22 protein-coding genes and 3 tRNA genes are annotated in these 22,890 nt (G+C 40.1%); 11 read left to right on the top strand and 14 right to left on the bottom strand.

What is annotated here, in order from left to right; genetic code table 11:
• The first annotated feature begins 4 nt into the window (after window positions 1-4).
• From sufB to PR808_RS02110, 6 genes are all read left to right on the top strand, one after another.
• Window positions 5-1,504, top strand: coding sequence for a Fe-S cluster assembly protein SufB (sufB, locus tag PR808_RS02135; RefSeq protein ID WP_206084034.1), 1,500 nt, complete (start codon window positions 5-7; stop codon window positions 1,502-1,504).
• 45 nt (window positions 1,505-1,549) lie between these two features.
• Window positions 1,550-2,296 carry a Fe-S cluster assembly ATPase SufC gene (gene sufC, locus PR808_RS02130; RefSeq protein WP_047757043.1) on the top strand — a complete coding sequence of 249 codons (747 nt, stop codon included), beginning with the start codon at window positions 1,550-1,552 and terminating at the stop codon, window positions 2,294-2,296.
• Window positions 2,271-3,578, top strand: coding sequence for a Fe-S cluster assembly protein SufD (gene sufD / locus PR808_RS02125; protein ID WP_272538602.1), 1,308 nt, complete (start codon window positions 2,271-2,273; stop codon window positions 3,576-3,578). The genes sufC and sufD overlap by 26 nt, the downstream gene beginning before the upstream one ends.
• Window positions 3,579-3,582: 4 nt before the next feature.
• On the top strand, window positions 3,583-4,821 hold the full coding sequence (sufS, locus tag PR808_RS02120; protein WP_206084036.1) for a cysteine desulfurase SufS: 1,239 nt from the start codon (window positions 3,583-3,585) through the stop codon (window positions 4,819-4,821).
• A 36-nt stretch (window positions 4,822-4,857) separates the two neighbouring features.
• Entirely contained in the window at window positions 4,858-5,274 is a 417-nt protein-coding gene (gene sufE / locus PR808_RS02115) for a cysteine desulfuration protein SufE (RefSeq protein ID WP_272538654.1), read from the top strand.
• Between the two features lie 204 nt (window positions 5,275-5,478).
• Complete coding sequence (locus tag PR808_RS02110) at window positions 5,479-6,543, top strand: L,D-transpeptidase family protein (RefSeq protein WP_206084037.1); 1,065 nt, start codon at window positions 5,479-5,481, stop codon at window positions 6,541-6,543.
• A 96-nt stretch (window positions 6,544-6,639) separates the two neighbouring features.
• Here the strand turns inward: PR808_RS02110 and PR808_RS02105 are convergent, their stop codons facing one another.
• The 6 genes from PR808_RS02105 to PR808_RS02080 all read right to left on the bottom strand — a co-directional run bounded on the left by PR808_RS02105 (window position 6,640) and on the right by PR808_RS02080 (window position 10,933).
• Window positions 6,640-6,876: a major outer membrane lipoprotein gene (locus PR808_RS02105; RefSeq protein ID WP_047756290.1), complete on the bottom strand. Its 237-nt coding sequence runs from the start codon at window positions 6,874-6,876 to the stop codon at window positions 6,640-6,642.
• Between the two features lie 415 nt (window positions 6,877-7,291).
• Window positions 7,292-8,704: a pyruvate kinase PykF gene (pykF, locus tag PR808_RS02100; protein WP_206084038.1), complete on the bottom strand. Its 1,413-nt coding sequence runs from the start codon at window positions 8,702-8,704 to the stop codon at window positions 7,292-7,294.
• Window positions 8,705-9,109: 405 nt separating this feature from the next.
• Window positions 9,110-9,186, bottom strand: a tRNA-Val gene (locus PR808_RS02095).
• A 33-nt stretch (window positions 9,187-9,219) separates the two neighbouring features.
• A tRNA-Val gene (locus PR808_RS02090) sits at window positions 9,220-9,296 on the bottom strand.
• Window positions 9,297-9,326: 30 nt separating this feature from the next.
• Window positions 9,327-9,403: transfer RNA gene (locus PR808_RS02085), tRNA-Val, on the bottom strand.
• 156 nt (window positions 9,404-9,559) lie between these two features.
• On the bottom strand, window positions 9,560-10,933 hold the full coding sequence (locus PR808_RS02080; RefSeq protein ID WP_206084039.1) for an MATE family efflux transporter: 1,374 nt from the start codon (window positions 10,931-10,933) through the stop codon (window positions 9,560-9,562).
• 276 nt (window positions 10,934-11,209) lie between these two features.
• Here PR808_RS02080 and PR808_RS02075 point away from each other — a divergent pair, with 276 nt between their 5' ends.
• Window positions 11,210-11,875 carry a riboflavin synthase subunit alpha gene (locus PR808_RS02075; RefSeq protein WP_206084040.1) on the top strand — a complete coding sequence of 222 codons (666 nt, stop codon included), beginning with the start codon at window positions 11,210-11,212 and terminating at the stop codon, window positions 11,873-11,875.
• Window positions 11,876-12,063: 188 nt separating this feature from the next.
• Here the strand turns inward: PR808_RS02075 and PR808_RS02070 are convergent, their stop codons facing one another.
• From PR808_RS02070 to punC, 3 genes are all read right to left on the bottom strand, one after another.
• A complete protein-coding gene (locus tag PR808_RS02070; RefSeq protein WP_206084041.1) occupies window positions 12,064-12,336 on the bottom strand; it encodes a putative quinol monooxygenase in 273 nt (90 codons plus the stop codon).
• Between the two features lie 24 nt (window positions 12,337-12,360).
• Window positions 12,361-13,119: a helix-turn-helix transcriptional regulator gene (locus PR808_RS02065; RefSeq protein WP_241016832.1), complete on the bottom strand. Its 759-nt coding sequence runs from the start codon at window positions 13,117-13,119 to the stop codon at window positions 12,361-12,363.
• A 316-nt stretch (window positions 13,120-13,435) separates the two neighbouring features.
• Entirely contained in the window at window positions 13,436-14,659 is a 1,224-nt protein-coding gene (gene punC, locus PR808_RS02060; RefSeq protein ID WP_272538601.1) for a purine nucleoside transporter PunC, read from the bottom strand.
• Between the two features lie 123 nt (window positions 14,660-14,782).
• Between punC and punR the strand changes: the two genes are divergently transcribed.
• A complete protein-coding gene (gene punR, locus PR808_RS02055; protein WP_272538600.1) occupies window positions 14,783-15,694 on the top strand; it encodes a DNA-binding transcriptional activator PunR in 912 nt (303 codons plus the stop codon).
• Here punR and purR read toward each other — a convergent pair whose 3' ends face one another.
• Both purR and sodB read right to left on the bottom strand, forming a co-directional pair.
• On the bottom strand, window positions 15,695-16,720 hold the full coding sequence (gene purR, locus PR808_RS02050) for an HTH-type transcriptional repressor PurR (protein WP_206084044.1): 1,026 nt from the start codon (window positions 16,718-16,720) through the stop codon (window positions 15,695-15,697).
• A gap of 433 nt (window positions 16,721-17,153) precedes the next feature.
• Entirely contained in the window at window positions 17,154-17,732 is a 579-nt protein-coding gene (gene sodB, locus PR808_RS02045; protein ID WP_206084045.1) for a superoxide dismutase [Fe], read from the bottom strand.
• 1,057 nt (window positions 17,733-18,789) lie between these two features.
• On the opposite strand from sodB, the gene PR808_RS02040 reads away from it, so the two are divergent.
• Window positions 18,790-19,134, top strand: a complete 345-nt coding sequence (locus PR808_RS02040) for a Grx4 family monothiol glutaredoxin (RefSeq protein WP_206084046.1) — start codon at window positions 18,790-18,792, stop codon at window positions 19,132-19,134.
• A 75-nt stretch (window positions 19,135-19,209) separates the two neighbouring features.
• Here the strand turns inward: PR808_RS02040 and rnt are convergent, their stop codons facing one another.
• Window positions 19,210-19,854, bottom strand: coding sequence for a ribonuclease T (rnt, locus tag PR808_RS02035; RefSeq protein ID WP_272538599.1), 645 nt, complete (start codon window positions 19,852-19,854; stop codon window positions 19,210-19,212).
• A gap of 128 nt (window positions 19,855-19,982) precedes the next feature.
• Window positions 19,983-20,390 carry a lactoylglutathione lyase gene (gene gloA, locus PR808_RS02030; protein ID WP_272538598.1) on the bottom strand — a complete coding sequence of 136 codons (408 nt, stop codon included), beginning with the start codon at window positions 20,388-20,390 and terminating at the stop codon, window positions 19,983-19,985.
• A 181-nt stretch (window positions 20,391-20,571) separates the two neighbouring features.
• On the opposite strand from gloA, the gene PR808_RS02025 reads away from it, so the two are divergent.
• Both PR808_RS02025 and slyA read left to right on the top strand, forming a co-directional pair.
• Window positions 20,572-20,817: a DUF1289 domain-containing protein gene (locus tag PR808_RS02025; RefSeq protein WP_206084049.1), complete on the top strand. Its 246-nt coding sequence runs from the start codon at window positions 20,572-20,574 to the stop codon at window positions 20,815-20,817.
• Between the two features lie 540 nt (window positions 20,818-21,357).
• Window positions 21,358-21,792, top strand: a complete 435-nt coding sequence (slyA, locus tag PR808_RS02020) for a transcriptional regulator SlyA (protein ID WP_206084050.1) — start codon at window positions 21,358-21,360, stop codon at window positions 21,790-21,792.
• 497 nt (window positions 21,793-22,289) lie between these two features.
• Here the strand turns inward: slyA and PR808_RS02015 are convergent, their stop codons facing one another.
• Window positions 22,290-22,757 (bottom strand): glycine zipper 2TM domain-containing protein, encoded by a 468-nt coding sequence (locus tag PR808_RS02015; protein WP_206084051.1) that lies wholly within the window; start codon window positions 22,755-22,757, stop codon window positions 22,290-22,292.
• Window positions 22,758-22,890: the final 133 nt, after the last annotated feature.

Below are 22,890 nucleotides of genomic sequence, written 5' to 3'. Positions count from 1 at the left end.
GATTATGTCACAGAGCAATGTAGAAGTTGGCGATGATGTTCAAAGCTGGCTTGATGACCAGCGTTATAAAGAGGGCTTCTTTACGGAAGTCGCAACAGATGAAATGGCAAAAGGGATCAACGAAGATGTTGTCCGCGCTATTTCAGCGAAACGTAATGAGCCTGAGTGGATGTTACAATTCCGCCTTGATGCCTTTAATCACTGGAAAGGCATGGAAGAGCCCCATTGGCTCAAAGCTCATTACCCAAATCTTGATTATCAGGATTACAGCTATTATTCTGCGCCATCTTGTGGCTCGTGTGATGATACCTGTGGTTCCCAATCTGGGGCAACCCAAGCAACGGGCGTTGCCGAGACCAATAATTACTTAACGGCAGAAGTCGAAGAAGCTTTCAACCAATTAGGTGTGCCTGTTCGTGAAGGTAAAGCGGTTGCAGTGGATGCGATTTTTGACTCCGTATCAGTGTCTACGACTTATCGTGAGGATCTTGCTAAACATGGCGTGATCTTCTGTTCATTTAGCGAGGCTATCCAAGAATACCCTGAATTAGTTCAGAAATACTTGGGTAGCGTCGTTTCAAGCCACGATAACTTTTTTGCAGCGTTAAATGCGGCAGTGGCTTCTGATGGCACCTTTGTGTACATCCCGAAAGGGGTACATTGCCCAATGGAACTCTCCACCTATTTTCGCATTAATGCAGCCAAAACGGGGCAATTTGAACGCACCATTTTAATTGCAGATGAAGGCAGTTACGTCAGTTATATCGAAGGGTGTTCTGCTCCTGTTCGTGATAGCTACCAGTTGCACGCCGCGGTGGTCGAAGTGATTATTCATAAAGATGCCGAAGTTAAATATTCCACTGTTCAAAACTGGTTCTCTGGTGGGGATAGCGAAGAAGGCGGTATCTTAAACTTCGTGACTAAGCGTGCACTGTGTGAGGGCGAAAACTCTAAAATGTCGTGGACGCAGTCTGAAACAGGCTCGGCGATAACTTGGAAATACCCAAGCGTGATCCTTAAAGGGGATAACTCAGTCGGTGAGTTCTTCTCTGTGGCACTGACAAACGGTAACCAGCAAGCAGATACGGGAACCAAGATGATCCACATCGGGAAAAATACCCGTTCAACGATTATCTCAAAAGGGATCTCTGCGGGTAAGAGCCAAAACAGCTACCGTGGTTTAGTCAAAATCCTGCCAAGCGCGCAAAATGCACGTAACTTCACGCAGTGTGATTCCATGTTAATCGGCACGCAATGTGGGGCACATACGTTCCCCTATGTAGAAGTTAAAAATAATACTGCACAGCTTGAGCACGAAGCCACAACTTCACGTATTGGCGAAGACCAGCTATTTTACTGCTTACAACGGGGAATTAGCGAAGATGATGCTATTTCTATGATTGTAAATGGTTTCTGTAAAGATGTGTTCTCGGAACTTCCATTAGAGTTTGCCGTAGAAGCACAAAAATTGCTGGCGATCAGCTTAGAGCACAGCGTTGGCTGATCCTTATCGAGTTTATTTGCGCGTGAGCGCTAAAGGCATGTAAATATGTTAAGTGTTAAAGATTTACACGTGAGTGTAGAAGGTAATGAAATTTTAAAAGGGTTATCTCTGGAAGTGAAACCAGGGGAAGTTCACGCTATCATGGGCCCAAATGGTTCAGGCAAAAGTACATTATCGGCAACGCTTGCGGGTCGCGAAGAATATGAAATTGATAGCGGTTCAGTGACCTTCAAAGGTAAAGATCTCTTTGAATTAGACCCTGAAGAACGAGCGGGCGAAGGTGTTTTCTTAGCCTTCCAATACCCAGTTGAAATTCCTGGCGTGAGTAACCAATTTTTCTTACAAACAGCTGTTAACGCAGTGCGTGAATATCGCCAGCAAGATGCATTAGACCGTTTTGATTTCCAAGATTTTATCGAAGATAAAATTAAATTATTGGAAATGCCAGAGGATTTATTAGCGCGTTCAGTTAACGTCGGTTTCTCTGGCGGTGAAAAAAAACGTAATGATATCCTGCAAATGGCCGCATTAGAACCACAACTGTGTATTCTTGATGAAACGGATTCGGGGCTGGATATTGATGCCTTAAAAATTGTCGCTAACGGTGTGAATTCACTGCGTTCTCCTGAACGTTCATTTATTATTGTGACACACTATCAGCGCATTTTAGATTATGTAAAACCTGACTTCGTCCACGTTTTATATCAAGGGAAAATCATCAAATCAGGTGATTTCAGTTTGGCGAAAAAACTGGAGGAGCAGGGTTATGGCTGGCTTATTGACCAACAGTGAAAGAGCACAAAAGCGTGCTGAAGTTGCTGCACTGAATGAGCAAGCTATGTCACGCTTTGCGAAGCTATTCGAACAACGCTTAGGCGAAAATTCACAGCACGCAAAAAACCATTGGGAACAGGCTAAACAAGTCGGCTTACCTGCGTTTCGCCATGAAGATTGGCACTACACACCACTAAATAGCGTACTGAATACTCAATATCAGTTTAGTGATGCAGATGCCGTCGCGAGTGAATGTGAAAAGTTAGCCTTACCAATTGATGCTTACCGTATTGTATTAATTGATGGGCGCTATAGTTCAGCTCTGAGTTCTATTGATGTCGGGCCTTTCCAAGTGTCTCTGCTCGATAATCAAGATTTACTCCCTGCGCCAGTCAATAGCGAAATCTTTTTGCATTTAACGGAAAGCTTGGCAGTACAGCCGTTAGTGATTCACTTGGCCGCGAATAAAATAGCAGAAAAACCGTTGTATTTAATGAATATTTCGAGTGGCAAAAATGATGAACAGGCGATGAATATCAGCCAGTATCGTTATCATTTAACACTCGATACCAACAGTAAAGCGCAGGTCATTGAGCACTTTGTTAGTTTAAATGGTCAAGCGCACATGACGGGGAGTCGTTTAACCACCGAAGTGGGTGACAATGCAGACTTTAGCCACTTCAAACTCAATGTGGAAAGTTCACAGGCACAACATTTCGCCCATAATGATATTGTAGTTGGGCGTGATAGCCGCGTTAAAAGTACCAGTTTCTTGTTGGGTGCGGGTTTAACACGTAACCACACGAGTGCTCGTCTTGATGGTGAAAATACAGAGCTTGAGCTTAATAGCTTATTGTTGCCAAAAGATAGCGAAATTGCAGATACGCGGACGTATTTAGAGCACAACAACAGTTTCTGTAACAGCCGTCAATTGCATAAAGTGATTGCGATGGACAGCAGTAAAGCGGTGTTTAATGGGATGATCAAAGTTGCCCCAAATGCGCTGAAAACTGATGGCCAAATGACGAACAATACCTTGTTGCTCGGTGATAAGGCTGAAATTGATACCAAGCCACAGCTTGAAATTTATGCAGACGACGTGAAATGTGGCCATGGTGCGACAGTCGGTCGAATCGATGACGAGCAATTATTTTATCTGCGCTCAAGAGGAATTGATGGTAAAGCTGCTAAGCATATGATTATCATCGCATTCGCTGCGGAATTGACTGAGTCTATTGAGTCAGAAGAGTTAAAACACGCTGTGATGGCAAACATCCGCCAGCGCTTAGCGGAGGTTTAATCCCATGTCATTTGATGTTGCGTTAGTCAGGCAGGATTTTCCTGCCTTATCACAATCAGTGAATAACCATCCACTCGTCTATTTAGACAGTGCAGCGAGTGCACAAAAACCGTTGCAAGTTATTGAGCGCGAGAGTGAATTTACGTTACATCAGTATGCCGCGGTTCACCGCGGCATTCACACGCTCAGTGCCAATGCGACAACCATGATGGAAGAGGTGCGCCAAAAGGCCGCAGATTTCATCAATGCAGGTTCAAACGAAGAAATTGTTTTTGTTAAAGGTACCACAGAAGGGATTAACCTCGTTGCCAATAGCTACGGGCGCAAACATCTCTTTGAAGGCGACAATATCGTCATCACCGAAATGGAGCACCATGCCAATATCGTTCCTTGGTTTCTATTAGCCGAAGAAATTGGTTTTGAAGTGCGAGTGATCCCTATTTCAGATGATGGAACCTTGCAGCTAGATAAACTCAATGAATTTATCGATGCACGAACACGGTTACTGAGCTTCACACATATTTCGAATGTGCTAGGCACTGTAAACCCAGTTAAAGAAATTATCCAGCAAGCGCGTGATATTGCCTCGCAAAAAAGCAGTGAACTGGCAATTTTAGTGGATGGTGCCCAAGGTGCGATGCATCAACAGGTTGATGTACAGGATCTGGACTGTGATTTTTATGTGTTCTCGGGGCACAAATTATACGGGCCAACGGGTATTGGTATTTTGTTCGGGAAAAAGGCTATCTTAGATGTGATGCCACCATGGGAAGGCGGCGGGGCGATGATCCGCCAAGTTAGCCTAACTAAGGGGATTACCTTTGCGGATGCGCCTTGGCGTTTTGAGGCGGGCACGCCAAATGTGAGTGCAATTATTGGGTTAGGTGCCGCGTTTGACTATTTAACTGCATTAAATTTACGCGATGTTTTTGCTTATGAAGCGCAAATTATGGCGTATGCATCGCAAAAGCTCAAAGACATCCCGTCCATCAGGTTATACGGTAACGACCAACGTGAAGGCGTTTTGGCTTTTAACCTTGGTGAACACCATGCCTACGATGTGGGGTCTTTTTTGGATAGGTATGGTATTGCTATTCGAACAGGGCACCACTGCGCTTTACCATTGATGGAACATTACCACGTTCCTGCTATGTGCCGTGCTTCGGTGGGAATTTATACCACTAAAGAAGATATTGATGCGTTATTCAATGCGTTACAGCGTATTAAAAAATTGTTAGGCTAAGCACAAAGAAATAAGTGAATGGTAAAGGAAGTGAGTATGCCTGCATTACCCGATGAAAATAAATTATTACGTAATTTTGCGCGTTGCCAGGATTGGGAAGAACGTTATTTGTATATGATTGAGCTGGGTGGTCGCTTGCCTGAACTTAATGAAACACAAAAAAGCGAGAGCAATCTTATCGCGGGTTGCCAAAGCCAAGTGTGGATTGATATGCAGTTACAATCTGATGGCACAATTGCCTTTGCAGGGGATAGCGACGCTGCAATCGTTAAAGGGCTGGTGGCGATTGTCATTATTCTTTTTCAAGGTAAAACACCACAGCAAATTTTAGCGTTAGATGTAAAATCTTTTTTTGAGCAATTAGCGTTAGAACAACATTTAACCCCTTCGCGAACACAAGGGTTGAATGCGATGATCCGCACCATCTTAGCCCGTGCAAATGAATTAGTTTAATTTTACCGAGGGAGTAACCCAGCTCCCTCGTCTATTTCCCCCCTAACTTAGTGCTTTGTCAACGCTCTATCATCCAATAAAGATTTGTTCAATAATATTAGTTAACTAAAATATTCATTAAGTATTAAAGATATTAAGAATAGTTGCTATTATGAGCAATAATCATTGCATTATTGTAAGCACACTATTTTCCTTGGAGTAGGTATGAAAAGAGTTTTAACGGTGGCAAGTTTATTTGTCATGAGCGCGTTGTTAGCGCCAGCTCAGGCAAAAGAGTACCCATTACCTGACAGTAACACCCGACTCATCGGGGAAAATTACACGTATGTGGTGCCGAATGATGGCCGTCCCCTTGAGGCGATTGCCAGTGAGCATGAAATTGGCTTGTTGGGAATGCTTGAGGCAAACCCAGGTACTGACCCTTATCTGCCTGAAGCAGGTAAAGAGCTGATTATCCCTGCGCAAATGTTATTACCGTCAACGCCAAGAACAGGTATCGTGATTAACTTGGCAGAGCTGCGTTTATATTACTACCCTGCAAACAGCGACAATGTCGTTGTTTATCCAATTGGTATTGGTCAATTAGGTCGTGATACCCCAGAAATGGTCACGTCAGTCAGTCAATCGATTAAAGACCCAACATGGACACCGACAGCAAATATTCGTAAGAATTATGCAAAAGAAGGGATTACATTACCCGCTGTAGTGCCAGCAGGCCCTGAAAACCCAATGGGATTGTATGCCTTACGTTTAGCCTATGGTCGTGGCGAATATCTAATCCATGGTACTAACGCTGACTTCGGTATTGGAATGCGAGTAAGTTCTGGTTGTATCCGGTTACGCCCCAATGATATTGAAGCACTGTTTAAAACAGTTCCGAGAGGAACTCGTGTCCAAGTTATTGACCAAGCGGTGAAATATTCTAAAGAAGCAGATGGAAGCTATTACATTGAGGTGCATCAACCGTTATCCCGTTCGAGTCACGATGATCCACAAACCATGCCAATCAAGCTCTCTGATGATTTCAAGCGTTTTCTTGAAAATGAAGGGATTGATAAGGCTTTAGTACAAAAAGAGCTTGCTAGGCGTTCTGGAATGCCTGTACGTATAAATAATGATCAGGGCACTAATGAACCAGTGCATGAAAACCAATATGAAGGGCTAACCCCTATTGAGCCATTCACCATTTCACAGCCTGGCCCGATTTACGATGGTAAAATTGGCGCATTATTACCCACAAAATACCGCTCCTCTTTAGCTGCGCAATAATCAGCACAAAAAATAAGGGCCTATTTTCATAGGCCCTCATAAATACTATCAGCTTCTAAAAAGCGTCGTTTTAACTAGATAACGACCAATTCGAACTTATTTTTTGTAAGTACGAACTTGGTTGTCCAGACGCTGGTTAGCACGTGCTGCTTCTTCTTGAGCTGTCTGAACATCAGAGCGCAGTGACTGAACGTCGTTGCTCAGCTGATCAACTTTACCATTCAGAGTTTGTACGTCTGAAGAGAGTTTTTGCACTTCAGTGCTGTTAGAACAACCCGCTAGTAATGCTGAAGCTAATACGATAGAGCCCAGTAGAATTTTAGTACGAATCATTATTTTACCCTCTAGATTGATTATCTTGAAAATATAAAGAGCAAGTCACCAAATAATAGAGCCAAGACGATTATCTTTAAGCTTGCTATATCCCTTTAAAACAACCTAATGAAAATTAGGGTATGGCACTTACTAAGTCTTATGCTAGTACTTAATTTAAAGATTTGCTAGAAATACTTTACATTTAGTCGTAGGAAAAAGAAGAAAAATTTAAATTAAGATTAATGAAGGTTGTTATTTGAACAATCAAAGAACATTTTGTGATATTACGCTTAAATAGAGATAGGATATTTGCTAAAGAAACCTAAACGGGTAAATAGTTAAGTCAAGGTAGCACTAAATGTTAACTTAAAATAAAAAAGGCCGATAACTGAATTAACAACTATCGGCCTTTTCGTATTCTATAAAATATTAATTATAGAACGTGAACAGAAGAGGTATTGGTTGTTCCGCTTTGAACAAGTGCACCTGACACCATCACAACGGCATCCCCTTCAACCGCTAAACCGCTTTCTAATGCAGCACGTTTACCTTCACGGTAGAAATCATCCGTAGAAGTGAAACCGCCGACAATCATTGGGATCACACCTTTAACTAACAGTAACTGGCGTGCAGTTTCTTCATTAGTGGTTAAGGCAAGAATTGGCGCAGTCGGGAAGTATTTACGAACAGACTTCGCTGATTTACCACCGTAGGTCGCGACAACAATCAGTGGAACGTCTAGCTTTTCAGACATTTCAACCGCACCACGGCATACCGCTTCAGTAACACGTAAGCGCTGGCTTGGTTTTTGGTTATCAATACGGGTTGGCATCACGCGGTCAGTACGTTCACAGATAGTTGCCATAATGGTCACAGCTTCTACTGGGTATTTACCTTTCGCACTTTCACCTGACAACATAACCGCATCAGTACCGTCTAAAATGGCGTTCGCTACGTCACCAGCCTCAGCACGAGTAGGGCGTGGGTTTTTGATCATTGAATCTAACATTTGTGTTGCTGTGATAACGACCTTGCGAGCCTTAACACATTTTTCAATCATCATTTTTTGCGCGAAGATAACTTCTTCAACTGGGATCTCAACGCCTAAGTCACCACGAGCAACCATGATGCCGTCAGAGGCTTCTAAAATCTCATCAAAATTGTTTAAACCTTCTTGGTTCTCAATTTTAGAAATAATTTGGATATTTTCGCCGCCGTGTTTTTTCAGGTGCGCACGAATTTCTTCAACATCAGAGCGTTTACGGATAAATGATGCAGCAACGAAATCAACACCTTGTTCACAACCGAACACAAGGTCTTCTTTATCTTTTTCTGCTAATGCAGGTAGACCAATTGAAACGCCTGGTAAGTTGACACCTTTTTTCTCACCAAGATCACCATTGTTTAATACTTCACAAACCACTTCAGTTGCGGTGACATTGGTGACTTTCATGCCAATAAGGCCATCATCGACTAAAACAGTGTTACCTACTTTTAGATCAGCTGTTAAGCCAGCATAGGTGACGGCTACTTTATCTTTATTACCGACTACAGATGTGTCTGTGGTAAAGGTAAAGGTTTGACCTGCAACGAGGGAAACATCGTTGCCGCCTTCTAGTTTCATGGTGCGGATTTCAGGGCCTTTAGTGTCTAGCAGGATAGCTGCTTGCTTACCAGTTTTTGCACAAACAGAGCGAAGATTTTTGATACGTTGACCGTGTTCTTCATAGTCACCGTGGGAGAAGTTCAGACGCATGACATTCATGCCTGCATCTAAGAGTTGGGTCAGTTTTTCTTCAGATTCGGTTTTTGGGCCGATAGTACAAACAATTTTGGTTTTTTTCATGGCAGTCTATCTAAGGTTATAAAGGAAATCGGTATTGCCGCCGACGCTTAGTGCGCATGATAAAACTTGTTGCGCAACTCATTTATAAGAATAGGCGACAGTCTGGTATTAAATTCAATACTATAATGAAACTTGTCACAATTTGATTCTAATAATAGTGTAGTCGACAAGTTTCATTAAAGCTAACATACTGATTTATTGCTGGTGAAACCTTTCAGCCAGCGAGAGTATTATAGACAACAAAAAACTGTGAGACAAATCAAATTTTACTAAATTGAATGAAGAGATAGCTAAGATCAATTATTCGGTTGATTTTGTGTGGGTTATTTTGTTGCGCAACAAAATAAGGCAATTTTAAGTGACAATCAAGGAAAATATTGGAATATAAATGAAGTAGTTAGGAAATGGTGCGTCCGAGTAGACTCGAACTACCGACCCCCACCATGTCAAGGTGGTGCTCTAACCAACTGAGCTACGGACGCACTGAAAAATTAACCTATTGTGTTAACTTGAAATGGTGCGTCCGAGTAGACTCGAACTACCGACCCCCACCATGTCAAGGTGGTGCTCTAACCAACTGAGCTACGGACGCACTGAAATTAACGTGTTGTGCTAACTAGAATGGTGCGTCCGAGTAGACTCGAACTACCGACCCCCACCATGTCAAGGTGGTGCTCTAACCAACTGAGCTACGGACGCGCTTAAAACTTCTAGGTGACAACGGGGACGAATATTAACGTTATGCTGTGAATCTGGCAAGGGGAAAATGTAATTTTGCGACAGTTTGCTCGTATTTAAAACTATCTGGTGCGAAATACATCTTCCCACACAATTAATTGCTTAAAAAACTGGCAATTAGCGTGTTGAACGTAACAGAACAGCTTGCTCAGGTTGCTTATGGATCCACATAATTCGTGTTGCCATACCCACCGCTGCGGCGCTGAGTCCAATAATAAAGCCTATCCAGAAACCTTTGGGGCCCATTGCAGGTCCAACATAGTCGGTCAGTGCTAAAATATAGCCAGCTGGTAAACCTAATAACCAATATGCAGTGAACGTAATAAAGAAGATTGAACGCGTATCTTTATAGCCACGTAAAATCCCTGCGCCAATAACTTGCACAGAATCGGATAACTGATAGATAGCGGCATAAAGCATCAAACTAGTTGCTAAAACAACCACTTCTGGATTTTTGTTATACATCATTGCAATCGGTTCGCGGAAAACAGCGGTAAAAATTGCGGTAATTGTTGCAATCATTAAACCAACAGCAAGGCCAGTATAAGAAGAGACTTTCGCCGCCTCAGTAGATTGTTGGCCTAAGTTATAACCGACGCGAATTGTCGCGGCGATCCCCAGGGATAATGGGAACATGAACATGACTGAACTAAAGTTCAGTGCAACTTGGTGGCCTGCAACGGCAACAACCCCTAATGGTGCAACTAGCAGTGCAACAACGGCAAATAATGTAACTTCAAAGAACAACGCTAAGCCAATTGGCGTACCTAACACAATAATTCGTTTTAAAATTAATGGATTTGGCGATGTAAAAGGTACAGTCGGACGAATATCGCGCTGAGCTGAAGCGCGTTTCACGTACCATCTCATCATCATGCACATTGCCCAATACACAGATGCAGTCGCGACACCACAACCAACCCCACCGAGAGCAGGTGCACCAAAGTGGCCATAGATAAAGATATAGTTAATTGGGATATTGACCATTAAGCCTAGAAAACCAATCACCATCCCCGGCTTAGTTTTCGACAGGCCTTCGCATTGACTACGGTAGACTTGGTAGAATAAATACCCAGGCGCACCCCACATGATGGCATGTAAGAAACGAACGGATTTGTCGGCAAGTTCTGGATCAATGTGTGGCATGTTGCTAATAATTAGTTGGCTATTATAAAGCAAACACATAATACCCAAGGCTAAAAATAGCGCTAACCACAGACCTTGTTGAATTTGATCGCCAATTAAGTTACGGCGGCCAGACCCGTTCATTTGAGCAACGATCGGGGTCAATGCCATTAGTAAACCTTGACCAAAAAGAATAGCTGGCAGCCAGATGGAAAACCCAACTGCAACTGCGGACATCTCGATTTCACTGACACTACCTGCCATAACCGTATCGACAAACCCCATGGCGGTTTGTGAAAACTGAGCTAAAACGATAGGGATCCCGAGAGCCAACAAGCTACGCGCTTCTGTAAAATATTTCTGCACGCATACACCTTTATAATAAAAATAATGAAGAAGAAAAACGAGAAAAATAAATGATTTAGCAATAAATCAAAATGTTATTAAAAACCCTTTATTCTATCCCTTTTACCAATGTATTCCAATAAAGATATACTGCTTATTGATGAAAGAGCACTTTTGTCTCTTAGTGTATTTGATTACAGGTAGTTATTCAGTCTGTATCTCATCACTCAAATAAGATAGATCTCAAAAAATTCTTAGGTAAACTGGACAAATTAATTCACGACACAGAGAGTCATTATGTTTACAGGTATTGTTCAAGCGACCGCTCCAATTATTGAAATTACGGAAAGAGCGAATTTTCGCACTCATGTCATGAAATTCACCCCTGAATTACTGGTTGGTTTAGAAACGGGAGCCTCAGTAGCCCACAATGGTTGCTGTTTGACGGTCACTAAAATTGATGGTGAAAGGGTTAGCTTTGATTTAATTAAAGAAACGCTCCGTCTGACAAATTTGGGTGCGCTACAAGAGGGGGATGTTGTCAATATTGAACGTGCAGCGAAATACGGTGATGAAATTGGTGGTCATGTGGTATCTGGACACATTATGACAACCGCAGAAATCAGTAAAATTTTCACTTCAGAAGATAACCATCAAATATGGCTATCTATTCATGATAAAGCATTGATGAAATATATTTTACACAAAGGTTTTGTTGCCATTGATGGAATTAGCCTCACGGTTGGTGATGTTATCAATAACCGTTTTTGTGTACATTTAATCCCTGAAACGTTAGAAAGAACAACATTAGGGCAAAAGCGTTTAGGGGATAAGATTAATATTGAGATAGACCCACAAACTCAAGCAATAGTGGATACTGTTGAGCGAGTGCTCAACCAAAAAGAACAAGAAAAGTTATTGCAACAAGGAAATGACGCTGTCGAAAAGGCTAAATCAGAATAATTCATCAACAGCGGAAGAATATGAGGCTATAGTAGATATAGTCATACTATAGCCTTAATAACATGAAAATTTTAGAGTTGTTAGGATAAAGGTGTTTAATCAAGTGTAAAGTTGTTAAAAACATCAAGTCAATAACACCACAGACTACCAAAATAGCTAATTTGATTAAAACCTTGTTTTTTAATCGGTTACTTTTCACTAAAATTAACAGAAAAGCTGGCATTATCACGTTCAATCGCTTCAACTAAGCGCCTAAAGTGCGGACTGTTTTTGTGCATTTCGAGTGCCTGAGTGCTTTCCCACTCTTCGAAAACAATATAGCCGTTTTCTTTAGCCATAAGATCATATTGAATGCATCCTTTCTCGCGGCGGCTCAGCTTTGCTAAGTCACGAATGATTTCTCTCGTTAAATACCCATCCGTTCTTTCAGTTGTAATTTGGGCATACACAACAATACTCATTCCGTTCTCCTTATGTATTAAGAACTATCTTAATGGGTACTTGGTTTTTGTATTGTAAAAAAGCGAATAATCTGATTTTAAAAAGGCGGACGGGGTCATAGTAAAGTATCTTTTGAAATCTCGATAAAAATGAGATTGATCATAATAGCCTGTTTCAAACCAGCGATAAGTATCATGATCTATTACCATGTTTTTTAAAACGTGTTCTAAGCGGCAATTGATCTGGTAGCGTTTGGGTGTAATACCGTACTCTTTTAAAAACTCTTTTTGAATGACACGCAGATGAAAACCTGTCTCATCGGCAATATCGGTGATTTTTTTTGTTGGATTACGGTAGAGCAATTCGATGATTTCATCCGTGAAATGCGGTTTTTTGGTCGCTTTAGTTTGAGTAAAGCAATCTAATAGCTCTTTAAAAGATGAACAGGCAAGCGCTTCAAACCAGTTATCTTGCCAAATATCAGCAAGGGCAATGGGCCTATCCGTATAATTGAATGTCCGTTGGGGTAACAAAAAGCGTAATGCGTCGTGGCGAATACGCAATACCATGGTTTTTGCATGATTAGGGTTTGCTGTAAACGTATTGATTCTCGGTATGATGAGTTGAAATGAGTTAGTCGTAGAGTGGCCGTCAGCAGACATACAAATTGGATCCGATGAAACCCAAATTTCAGCCCCTGTCCCTGGAAAAATTTTAATCGCACTGGTGAACTCTTTGATAATCAAAATAGAACTAACAAAGCCTTTCAATTCATCTGGTGGATAATACTGTTTCAACATCATACTTGAGCACTCATTATTTGTTATGGTAATGATAGCGTTTTTTGACAAGAAAAATAACCATTGAAAGCATGAGTTTTAGAAGATAAAAAAATAAAATAGCTTTTTTTTAGTGAAATACGCTTTAATTAGGTAAAGGTCGCTAATGGATAATGCGTTAAACCGCATTTTTAAGCAAATATCACCTGCTACGGAATATGACAAAAGCGTAGTCAATGCCTACAGTTAGCTTAAGAATAATATATTTGATTAATGGGGAAGTGATAGTGAAAAACTGTACCGCATAGTAGCGGCACAGCGTATAACGAATCTAAAGGAATTAATTTGCTTGGCAATCAACTGGTTTTAACGTTTTTTCATCTTTGACAGCGCAGCGCTGCATAAAATAACCAATCGCCATTGGAATAATGGTAAAGGCCATCACACCCGTTGTTGCAAGAAGTGGGTCAAAAGTTAAAGCGGAAACTAACAAGCTAGCTAAGAAGCATAAGCCAAGTTGTAAAGCGTTTTGTAATGCCGCTGCTTTACCACTTGCTGTAGGGAAGGTATTTAATGCTTTTGAAACAGCTATTGGATACGATGCTCCGTTCATGGCAGCCATAAAGCAAAATGGAATTAAAATCATGGTTAATGATGGTTTAGTATAGATAGCCATGATAAATAATATAGACATGCTAACTGCATAACCAATTAAGAGTAGTGGGAATAAGATTTCAGCACGCACCTTGGCCAAAACAAGGCGACAACCATAGCCACCAACAATGAAAGCAAGTGTTTGGGGGATATAGCTCAATCCAATATCCGCTGGGTTAAAGCCCATATTACGTAGGATAAAGGGGGAGCCAGTTAACCAAGCAAAAAAGCCTGCACTGCAAGAGGCATAGACTAAGACGTTGCCACTAAAAATGGGAGAGCTCAGTAACTTACCAAATGAGATTTTGGTTTGAGGCTGGTTTTCATCTTCGTGTTTTTTTACAGAAATATTTTTGAGGAAAAATGTCGGTAAGAGTAATAAAACACCGACAGCCATTAAGATTAAAAAGATAGCTTCCCAAGTTTGGTGTTCAAGCACCCATGCACCTAATAACGGCGCAAGCGCAGGGGAGAGCGCGACTAATGGCATGATAGATGCGAAAACTTTTTGTGTGCTTGCTTCATCATAACGGTCGATAACAAGGGCTTGCCATAAAACGGCGGCGGAGCACACACCAACGGCTTGTAAAAAACGCAAGGTTAATAATTGTGTTGCTGTCGTGGCCCAAAAAATCGCTAAACTGCTCACAATAAAGATAGTAAGACCAACGATGAGCACAGGCTTGCGGCCAAGTTTATCTGAAAGTGGGCCCCAAAGTAGCTGAGCAAACGCGAAGCCTGCTAAAAAGATACTGAGAGAAGCACTGATAGCCCCTTCTGTTGTGCGCAAAGAGGTCTGCATTGCACCAAAAGCAGGCAGGTACATATCAATGGCTAAAAACCCCAACATGCTTAATCCTGCAAGGTACAGCATAAATCCAGGGGAATTTTTTTTCACAGTCGTCGTCATAATGATTTACTTATCTGATATTTAAAAAAATGTTAACGGTGATGACATTGTATAGGCTATTTTTTTGTCTTGTGAAACGGTAATATTTGGATCTTGCTATCAAAATATTTGAAAGGAGAGACTATGTGGTCAGCTCATGCACTTGAAGTAATTGATGCCGTTGCAAGAACGGGGAGTTTCAGTGGTGCCGCAGATGAGTTACACCGCGTACCTTCAGCAATCAGCTATACCGTTAAACAAGTTGAAGAATGGTTAGCCGTTCCCTTGTTTGAACGTCGACACCGGGACGTCATTTTAACCGAAGCAGGGCTGATTTTTATTAAAGAAAGCCGTTCTGTTATCAAAAAAATGACAGAGACACGTCATCAATGCCAACAAGCGGCTAATGGTTGGCGTGGGCAGTTCAGCATTGCAGTTGACTGCATCGTTAAACCACAGCGGACTGAGCAACTTATTCTCGATTTTTATCGCCATTTCCCTGACATTGAATTGTATATACACCCAGAAGTATTTAATGGTGTTTGGGATGCCTTAGCGGATGGCCGCGTGGATGTGGCGATTGGTGCCACCCGAGCTTCACCGATTGGCGAACGTTACAGCTTTCGTGATATGGGGTTTATGTCGTGGATGTGTGTCGCAAGCCCTGAACATCCATTAGCAAAAATAGAACATAGCCTAACAGACGATGAAATGCGTGCATATCCAAGTTTGTGCTTAGAAGATACTTCTCGAAGTTTACCTAAACGAGATACTTGGGCGCTGGATAACCAACGGCGTTTAGTGGTTCCCTATTGGGAAAATGGCTTAGCTTGTTTGGCAAATGGCCTTTGTGTGGGGATGGTGCCCGAACATCGAGCAGCTCCTTTATGCGCAGAAGGTAAACTGGTGGAATTGACATTAGCACAGCCATTTCCACCCAGCCCATGTTGTTTAACATGGGTAGAAAAAAACACCTCTCCCGCACTGAGCTGGTTATTAGATTATCTTGGCGATAATGAAACGCTCAACGCAGAATGGTTATCAACATCATATTGATTATCGACGATAGTCAATAAATGGTCCATCAGCAACTGAACGACGCTCAACAAGACGAGGATGAACTTCGATAGTTTGAGCGTCTTCGCGCTTATTCACTATACGGTCTAATAACATAGCGAACGCCATTTGCCCTAAACGCTCTTTAGGTTGGTGGATAGTAGTCAATGCAGGCGTAAAATAGCGCGCATTGCGCACATTGTCGTAACCGATGATTGAGATATCCTGTGGAACGCGCAAGCCCATTTCATCTGCCGCACAAATCGCCCCCATTGCCATGATATCACCACCACAGAAAACGGCGGTAGGGCGCTGTTTATGGCTCAAAATCTGCATCATCGCTTTATAGCCAGACTCAGGTTCAAAATCCCCTTGGACAATCCATTCGTCTTTTAAGGTCACTTTGGCTTCTTCCATTGCTTTTTGGAAGCCAGTCAGACGCCCAATCCCAGTATTCCGCTCAAGGGAGCCTGGGATCACACCAATATCACGATGTCCTCTATCAATGAGATAACGTCCTGCGAGATAGCCTCCATGGAATGAATTATCGATGATGCTATCGGTAAAATCCCCTCTCGATGTGCCCCAATCCATTACCACCATCGGAATATTGCGATAATCTTCGAGCATGCCAATGAGTGTATCAGGATATTCAGAACACATTACCAGCAGGCCATCGACACGTTTTTGTGCAAGCATTTGCAAGTAGGCTTTTTGTTTACCCAAATTATTATGAGAGTTACAGAGGATCAGTGTGTAGCCTTTTTCATAACAGCTGTTTTCAACGGATTCGATAACTTCAGCAAAATAAGGCGCCTCACTCGACGTCGCTAACAAACCAATTGATTTCGTGTGATTCACTTTTAAACTACGGGCAACCGCACTAGGTGAATAATTGAGCGCTTTGATGGCAGCCCAAACCGCAGCCTTGGTGTCATCAGCCACAAAGCGCGTTTTATTAATAACATGGGATACGGTGGTGGTAGAGACGCCAGCGCGTTTCGCCACATCTTTAATCGTTGCCATGGGGGAATAAAACTCCTGACCAACTATAGGTCTCTCTAAGAATTCTAGTTAAAAAATTACCTGCATATTGATGCATAGATCCTTCGCTGGCAATAATTTAGCGATTTGTTGTCGATTTTGTCTGATCTAGCGCAAAAACGAAAGAAATAATTGATGTTATAACATGTGATATAGACACTGGTTTCGCTTTTTTGGATGTGTATACTTAATAACCTTATAGTTTGAGTGGTTATTGTTAATTCAATTTTGTTAGGATGAGAGGAACTCATGGATACAGATGTTAAATATGGATTACTAGCTGCGCTGGGTTCATTAGCAATGATTATTTTTATTGCTGCACATATCTTCTAATTTGTGTTTCATCTTCATTGGGTGAATGCATAAGGGCGAGTTTTAACTCGCCCTTAATCGATCTAGAATAACTGTTTAATAATTAAGCTAAATTTTCTTCTACAAATTTCCAGTTAACTAGTGCCCAGAAATTTTCTAAATATTTAGGGCGTGCATTACGGTAATCAATATAATAAGCGTGTTCCCAAATATCTACTGTTAACACAGGTTTATCATCACCAGAGATTGGTGTTGCTGCGTTAGATGTGTTAACAATAGCTAAATTACCATCGGCTTTTTTCACTAACCAAGTCCAGCCAGCCCCAAAGTTTTTGGTTGCTGCATCCGTAAATTGTGCTTTAAACTCGGCGAAAGAACCAAAGGTTTTATTGATAGCGTCTGCAACTTTCCCCGTTGGTTCGCCACCTGCATTTGGTGCTAAGCAGTGCCAATAGAAGGTATGGTTCCAAACCTGAGCCGCATTGTTAAATACCCCAGCTTCAGAAGTCTTAATGATTTCTTCTAACGATTTACCTTCAAAATTAGTGCCTTTGATTAGGTTGTTTAAGTTAACAACGTAGGTATTGTGGTGCTTACCGTAGTGGTATTCTAAGGTCTCAGCAGAGATATGAGGTTCTAAAGCATCTTTTGCATACGGTAGAGCGGGAAGTTCAAATGACATAACGTACTCCTTGATTGCTTTTGTATCAAAACATATGGGTGTTTGCTCGTAAAGTGAGCTAAGTGTCGTACTTCATTGTTTATCTACAGTTTTGCCAAATGGCCTGTATGATTCTTAATATATTAATAGTAACACGATTAACCCTACAAAGGGTAAATGTAATCGCGTTAATCGCATGTTAACAATAAAATGTTTGAATAATATTTTATTGTTATTGGATTAAGTGATGTGTTCGGTTCTTGCATACAGAGAACATGTAGAAATAATAACGAGCGAGGGGGGTTCTAAAGGACTGTCATCAATGGGGGCAATATTGCAGAGGATTGGCATAATACTTTGAATTTTTAGTATTTATTTGCCAGTGGTTGACATTAGTTCCAGCCAATGAAAGTTCTAATCAAAAAAATGACATTGATGAAAATGATAGTTGTAAGCAAGTAGATAAAAGCCTTGAAGAAAAGAGGGGCTATGTCTGGTTGCACCCGATCTTTAATAATAAAAAATATCATAAATACAAAAAATGGGACGACTATTAGTAAGGTTGTAATGGGATTGCTATGCATAAGATTCATATTTTAGAAAAATATAATTCTATCCTTATTGCAGAGTTGTGCAAGTATGATGAGAGAGCTATGTGGGGCATATCAAGTAGATTTACGTTGCTAAGTATAGTTATACCGTATTTTATTGCTACCCTCACGTTGATTTATTGTTATTTGTTTAGATTAATGCAAAACAATTAGCAAAATATGAAGTTAAACATATTGTTAAAGACATCAAATTGGCAGATAGATCACCGTTAAATATAGACAATATACTCTTAGTGAAAATGATGTTTCGCTATAAAACAAGGTATAGTTTTGTTTGACTTGAATCATAAATAAGTCACAATAGTAGCAAATCAAAGGAGGGGGATTCCCCCTCTTTTTTCATACAATAGCCGTTGACATATTCAAAGCAAAATATCGTATTACGTAGTATATTTTAGGGCTAAAAATCAATTATCTAATTGATAAATAAGAATATACTAATCATGTTTAATGTTAAGGAAGTAAAAATGACAACAATTGAAAGAATTGAGCGCCAAATTAAAGAAAACCCAATTTTATTATACATGAAAGGTTCTCCAAAACTTCCGAGCTGTGGTTTTTCAGCTCAAGCAGTTCAAGCCCTATCTTCATGCGGTGAGCGCTTCGCTTATGTTGATATTTTACAAAACCCAGACATTCGTGCCGAATTGCCAAAATATGCAAATTGGCCGACTTTTCCTCAGTTATGGGTAGATGGCGAGTTAGTTGGAGGTTGTGACATTATTATGGAAATGTTCCAACGTGGTGAGCTGCAATCGCTAATCAAAGAAACTGCGGATAAATATCGCCCAGAAGATGACGCTAACGCGTAATCACTGAATAGTAATAAAAAACCGCAGTAGATAAAACAAAAGCTGTTTATCTACTGCGGTTTTTTTATTGTCTGTTTATTTTTCGTCTTCAATAATTGGCCAACCACCAAGTTTCTTGAATTTATTCACAATTTCGCAAAATAAAAGTGCAGTGCGATTCGTATCATACAGTGCACCATGGGCCTGTTTACCATCGAATGGTATTCCTGCACTGACACAAGCTTTCGCTAAGATTGTTTGACCAAATACTAAGCCACTTAATGCTGCGGTATCAAAAGTCGCAAAAGGATGGAATGGGTTGCGTTTTAGCCCCGCACGTTCGGCAGCATTCATGACAAAACTGTGATCGAAATTTGCGTTATGTGCAACAATTATCGCGCGGTTACAATCAGTATTTTTCATTCCTTTACGGATGACTTTAAAAATGGCATGTAGTGCATCATACTCACTAACCGCACCACGCAATGGGTTTGTTGGGTCAATACCAGTAAACGCAAGAGCGGATGGTTCTAAATTGGCACCTTCAAATGGCTCAACATGGAAATGCAGTGTTTCATCCATTGAAAGCCAGCCATCTTTGTCCATTTTTAGTGTGATAGCGGCGATTTCAAGTAGACCATCTGTTTTCGCGTTAAACCCACCCGTTTCAACATCAATAACAACAGGGTAGTATCCCCTAAAACGGCTTACTAGGGCATTTGGATTATTTTTTTCAGACATTAGGACTTTCGATTATAAAGTTGCTGATTAGCATATATTATGCCTAAATCAGGAAAAAATGGCAGAGAAACTCAGAAGAAAGTTTAAACGGCTATTTGACCGCTTAAACTTAGAAATAGTAAATGCAATTAATGGCCTAAACCTTTACTTGCGCTTTTGTTTTCGATCAATTCAATTTTATAGCCATCTGGGTCTTCAACGAAAGCAATGATTGTTGAGCCACCTTTAACTGGGCCTGCTTCTCGAGTCACATTCCCCCCTGCATGGCGGATATCATCACAAGTTTTTGCAACATCATCTACGCCTAGAGCGATATGACCATATGCATTCCCCATATCATAGCTATCAACGCCCCAATTGTAGGTCAGTTCAATAACAGCGCCTTCACTTTCATCACTATAGCCAACAAAAGCTAAAGAATATTTATACTCAGTATTTTCACTTGTTCTAAGTAAACGCATTCCTAACACTTCGGTATAAAAATCAATTGAACGTTGCATATCAGTAACACGTAACATGGTATGAAGTAAGCGCATATAACCCTCTTAAAATTTACTCAACATTTCTGAATCGATTTACCTATTAACTATTAATATAACGTGGTTAAATTGCTAAATACAGCGATAGCAGTTTATTTTTTGGTCAAATAGTGGTAATACTCAGTTTTTAAGAGTATATCATACCTTTACGATAGTTTTTACAGTTGAAGGGGAAGCGATGGCTGAACAACTTGAGTTTTTTGACATTCCTAGCCCTTGTCGTAGTATTTGCCAAACGAATGAGCAAGGTTATTGCCTAGGCTGCTATCGAACTCGTGACGAACGATTCAATTGGTTAAAATTTTCGAATGCAGAAAAACGCAATATCATTCGGTTATGCCGCCAACGCTATCTAAGAACGATAAATAAAAAAGTCGTTCAAGGTGACGTTATCGATAGTCAGCAACAACTTTTTAATGAATAACATTGGGAGATTATTGATTGATTTTAATCATATAGTTTTCATCTAAATTAATTCATCTAAATTAATTCATTTATAATTATTTTAATTTTATTAGTTTCCGTGTTTACATTTCAATTAAATTTTATTTATTAAAATTTAATATGCTTGAATTAAAATGAATTTCATATCGAATATTTTTAAGATTAACTATATTGTTTTGTTTTTTAATGAGTTATATTAAGTTGTATTTTCTATTGTTTCTGGTAATTACCATAAAGACTAAAATAGATAGATCCAAAAGAAGACTCCAGCTATTCTTATTAGTAAGAAAGTTTATAGATTATGGTATTTTCCTGAGTAGACTTTCCAATTTAAAATAGATATGTATTAACCTGATACATATCACTTTAAGCTGATGGAGATATCACTACAAATAGGTATTTGTTAGCTTTTACGTCAATAAAAAGTTGTAAACATAAAAGGAAATTAATATATAATTTAAAAAATAATATGAGTCTGGTATATTTTTTAGACATTATAATTATATAAAAGGAGGGTAAATTGGAATCACAAATAGGGACAGAGCTATCACGTGTAGTTCGCATGTGGAGAGCATTAATTGACCATCGATTAAAACCACTAAAACTAACGCAAACTCATTGGGTTACACTACATAATATTAGCCAGCTACCACCTGAACAATCACAGATCCAACTGGCGAAAGCCATAGGAATTGAGCAGCCGTCGCTCGTCAGAACATTAGACCAATTAGAGGAAAAAAAACTCATTTCAAGGCATACTTGTGCAAATGATAGACGTGCAAAAAGAATCAAACTAACTGAGGAATCAGAGCCATTTATTAAAACAGTTGATCAAGTGATTAACAATACGCGAATTGAAATATTAAGTAACATTAACCAAGAGGAGCTTGACCTATTGTCTCAACTTTTATTAAAGCTTGAAAGGAATATTATTCGCTTACAGAGTGATTCATGATATTTATATTATATCATGAATAATAAATGGATTTGTAATTATTTGGTTTATTATGTTTATTAGCCAAGCGTAGCTTTAAATAGTTTGAACAGCATATATATATAACCTATATACTTTTGCTTTAATCATTAAAGTCATGAGTGATATTATTTCAATGGATCAATTTTAATGTGCTATAACTATTGTGAATAGGAAAGGGGTTTAATCATATTGGTTAAAAAATGTGTCATTAACTAGTTTAATATGGAATTTAGTACTTAGAATAGAAAAATACGTTTATGGTAATATCAACATGCATCAATGTTGCGCAGGAAAAATAAGTCAGTCTTTTTAGTTTATACACAAATAATCTAAAGATTAACGTGCGCATCATTAGTTAATCAATGAAGATAATACTATATGTGATAGATAGTTGAATGTTATTGAATGGCAGATGATAAGTGATGTTCACCGACATTGTCGTCGGTGAACATGCTTTAATCATTAATATGACAAAATTAGCGAGGGGATACTGTAACTGTATTTCCGCTATTTGCAATCATGACACGTTGGCCATTACGAAATGTACTAGGATCTTGTTTTTGTACAACAACAATATTTTTACCGCTGTCTAAACGGATCTCTAGTTGAACACCTTGGCTTCTATTTAAGGCGCCTTGCGCTTGTTGCCCAGCTAGACCACCAGCAATAGCACCCGCTGCAGTTGCAAGAGTATTTCCTGTACCACCACCAATGGTATTACCTAATAAGCCACCTAGAACTGCACCACCAATTGCACCGATGACATTACCATCTTCACCAGCTTGAATAGTCACAGGGCGAGCGTTCAAAACAGTACCATAGGTCACAGTTTGAACCTGTTTTGCGTCATTGGCCGAAATAGTATCACCAGAAAGTGTACTGGTATTGACACAGCCTGATAACGCTGCAACTGCAACAACACCTACAAAAACTTTCTTAAGCATAATAACTCCTATGAGATTTGCTGTTTGTGGCACTAACATAGCATCGTATATTTGTTTTCACCATCAACACAACAACTATCAAAATAATGGTATTTAAAGCGATGGTTAGAATACTGATTCTGATTTAAATAGA

Source organism: Providencia sp. PROV197 (genome assembly GCF_028479625.1).
Taxonomy (GTDB): Bacteria; Pseudomonadota; Gammaproteobacteria; order Enterobacterales; family Enterobacteriaceae; genus Providencia; species Providencia vermicola.
Note: the sequence above shows the minus strand (reverse complement) of the source record. Positions and strands in the feature narration are given on the sequence as shown.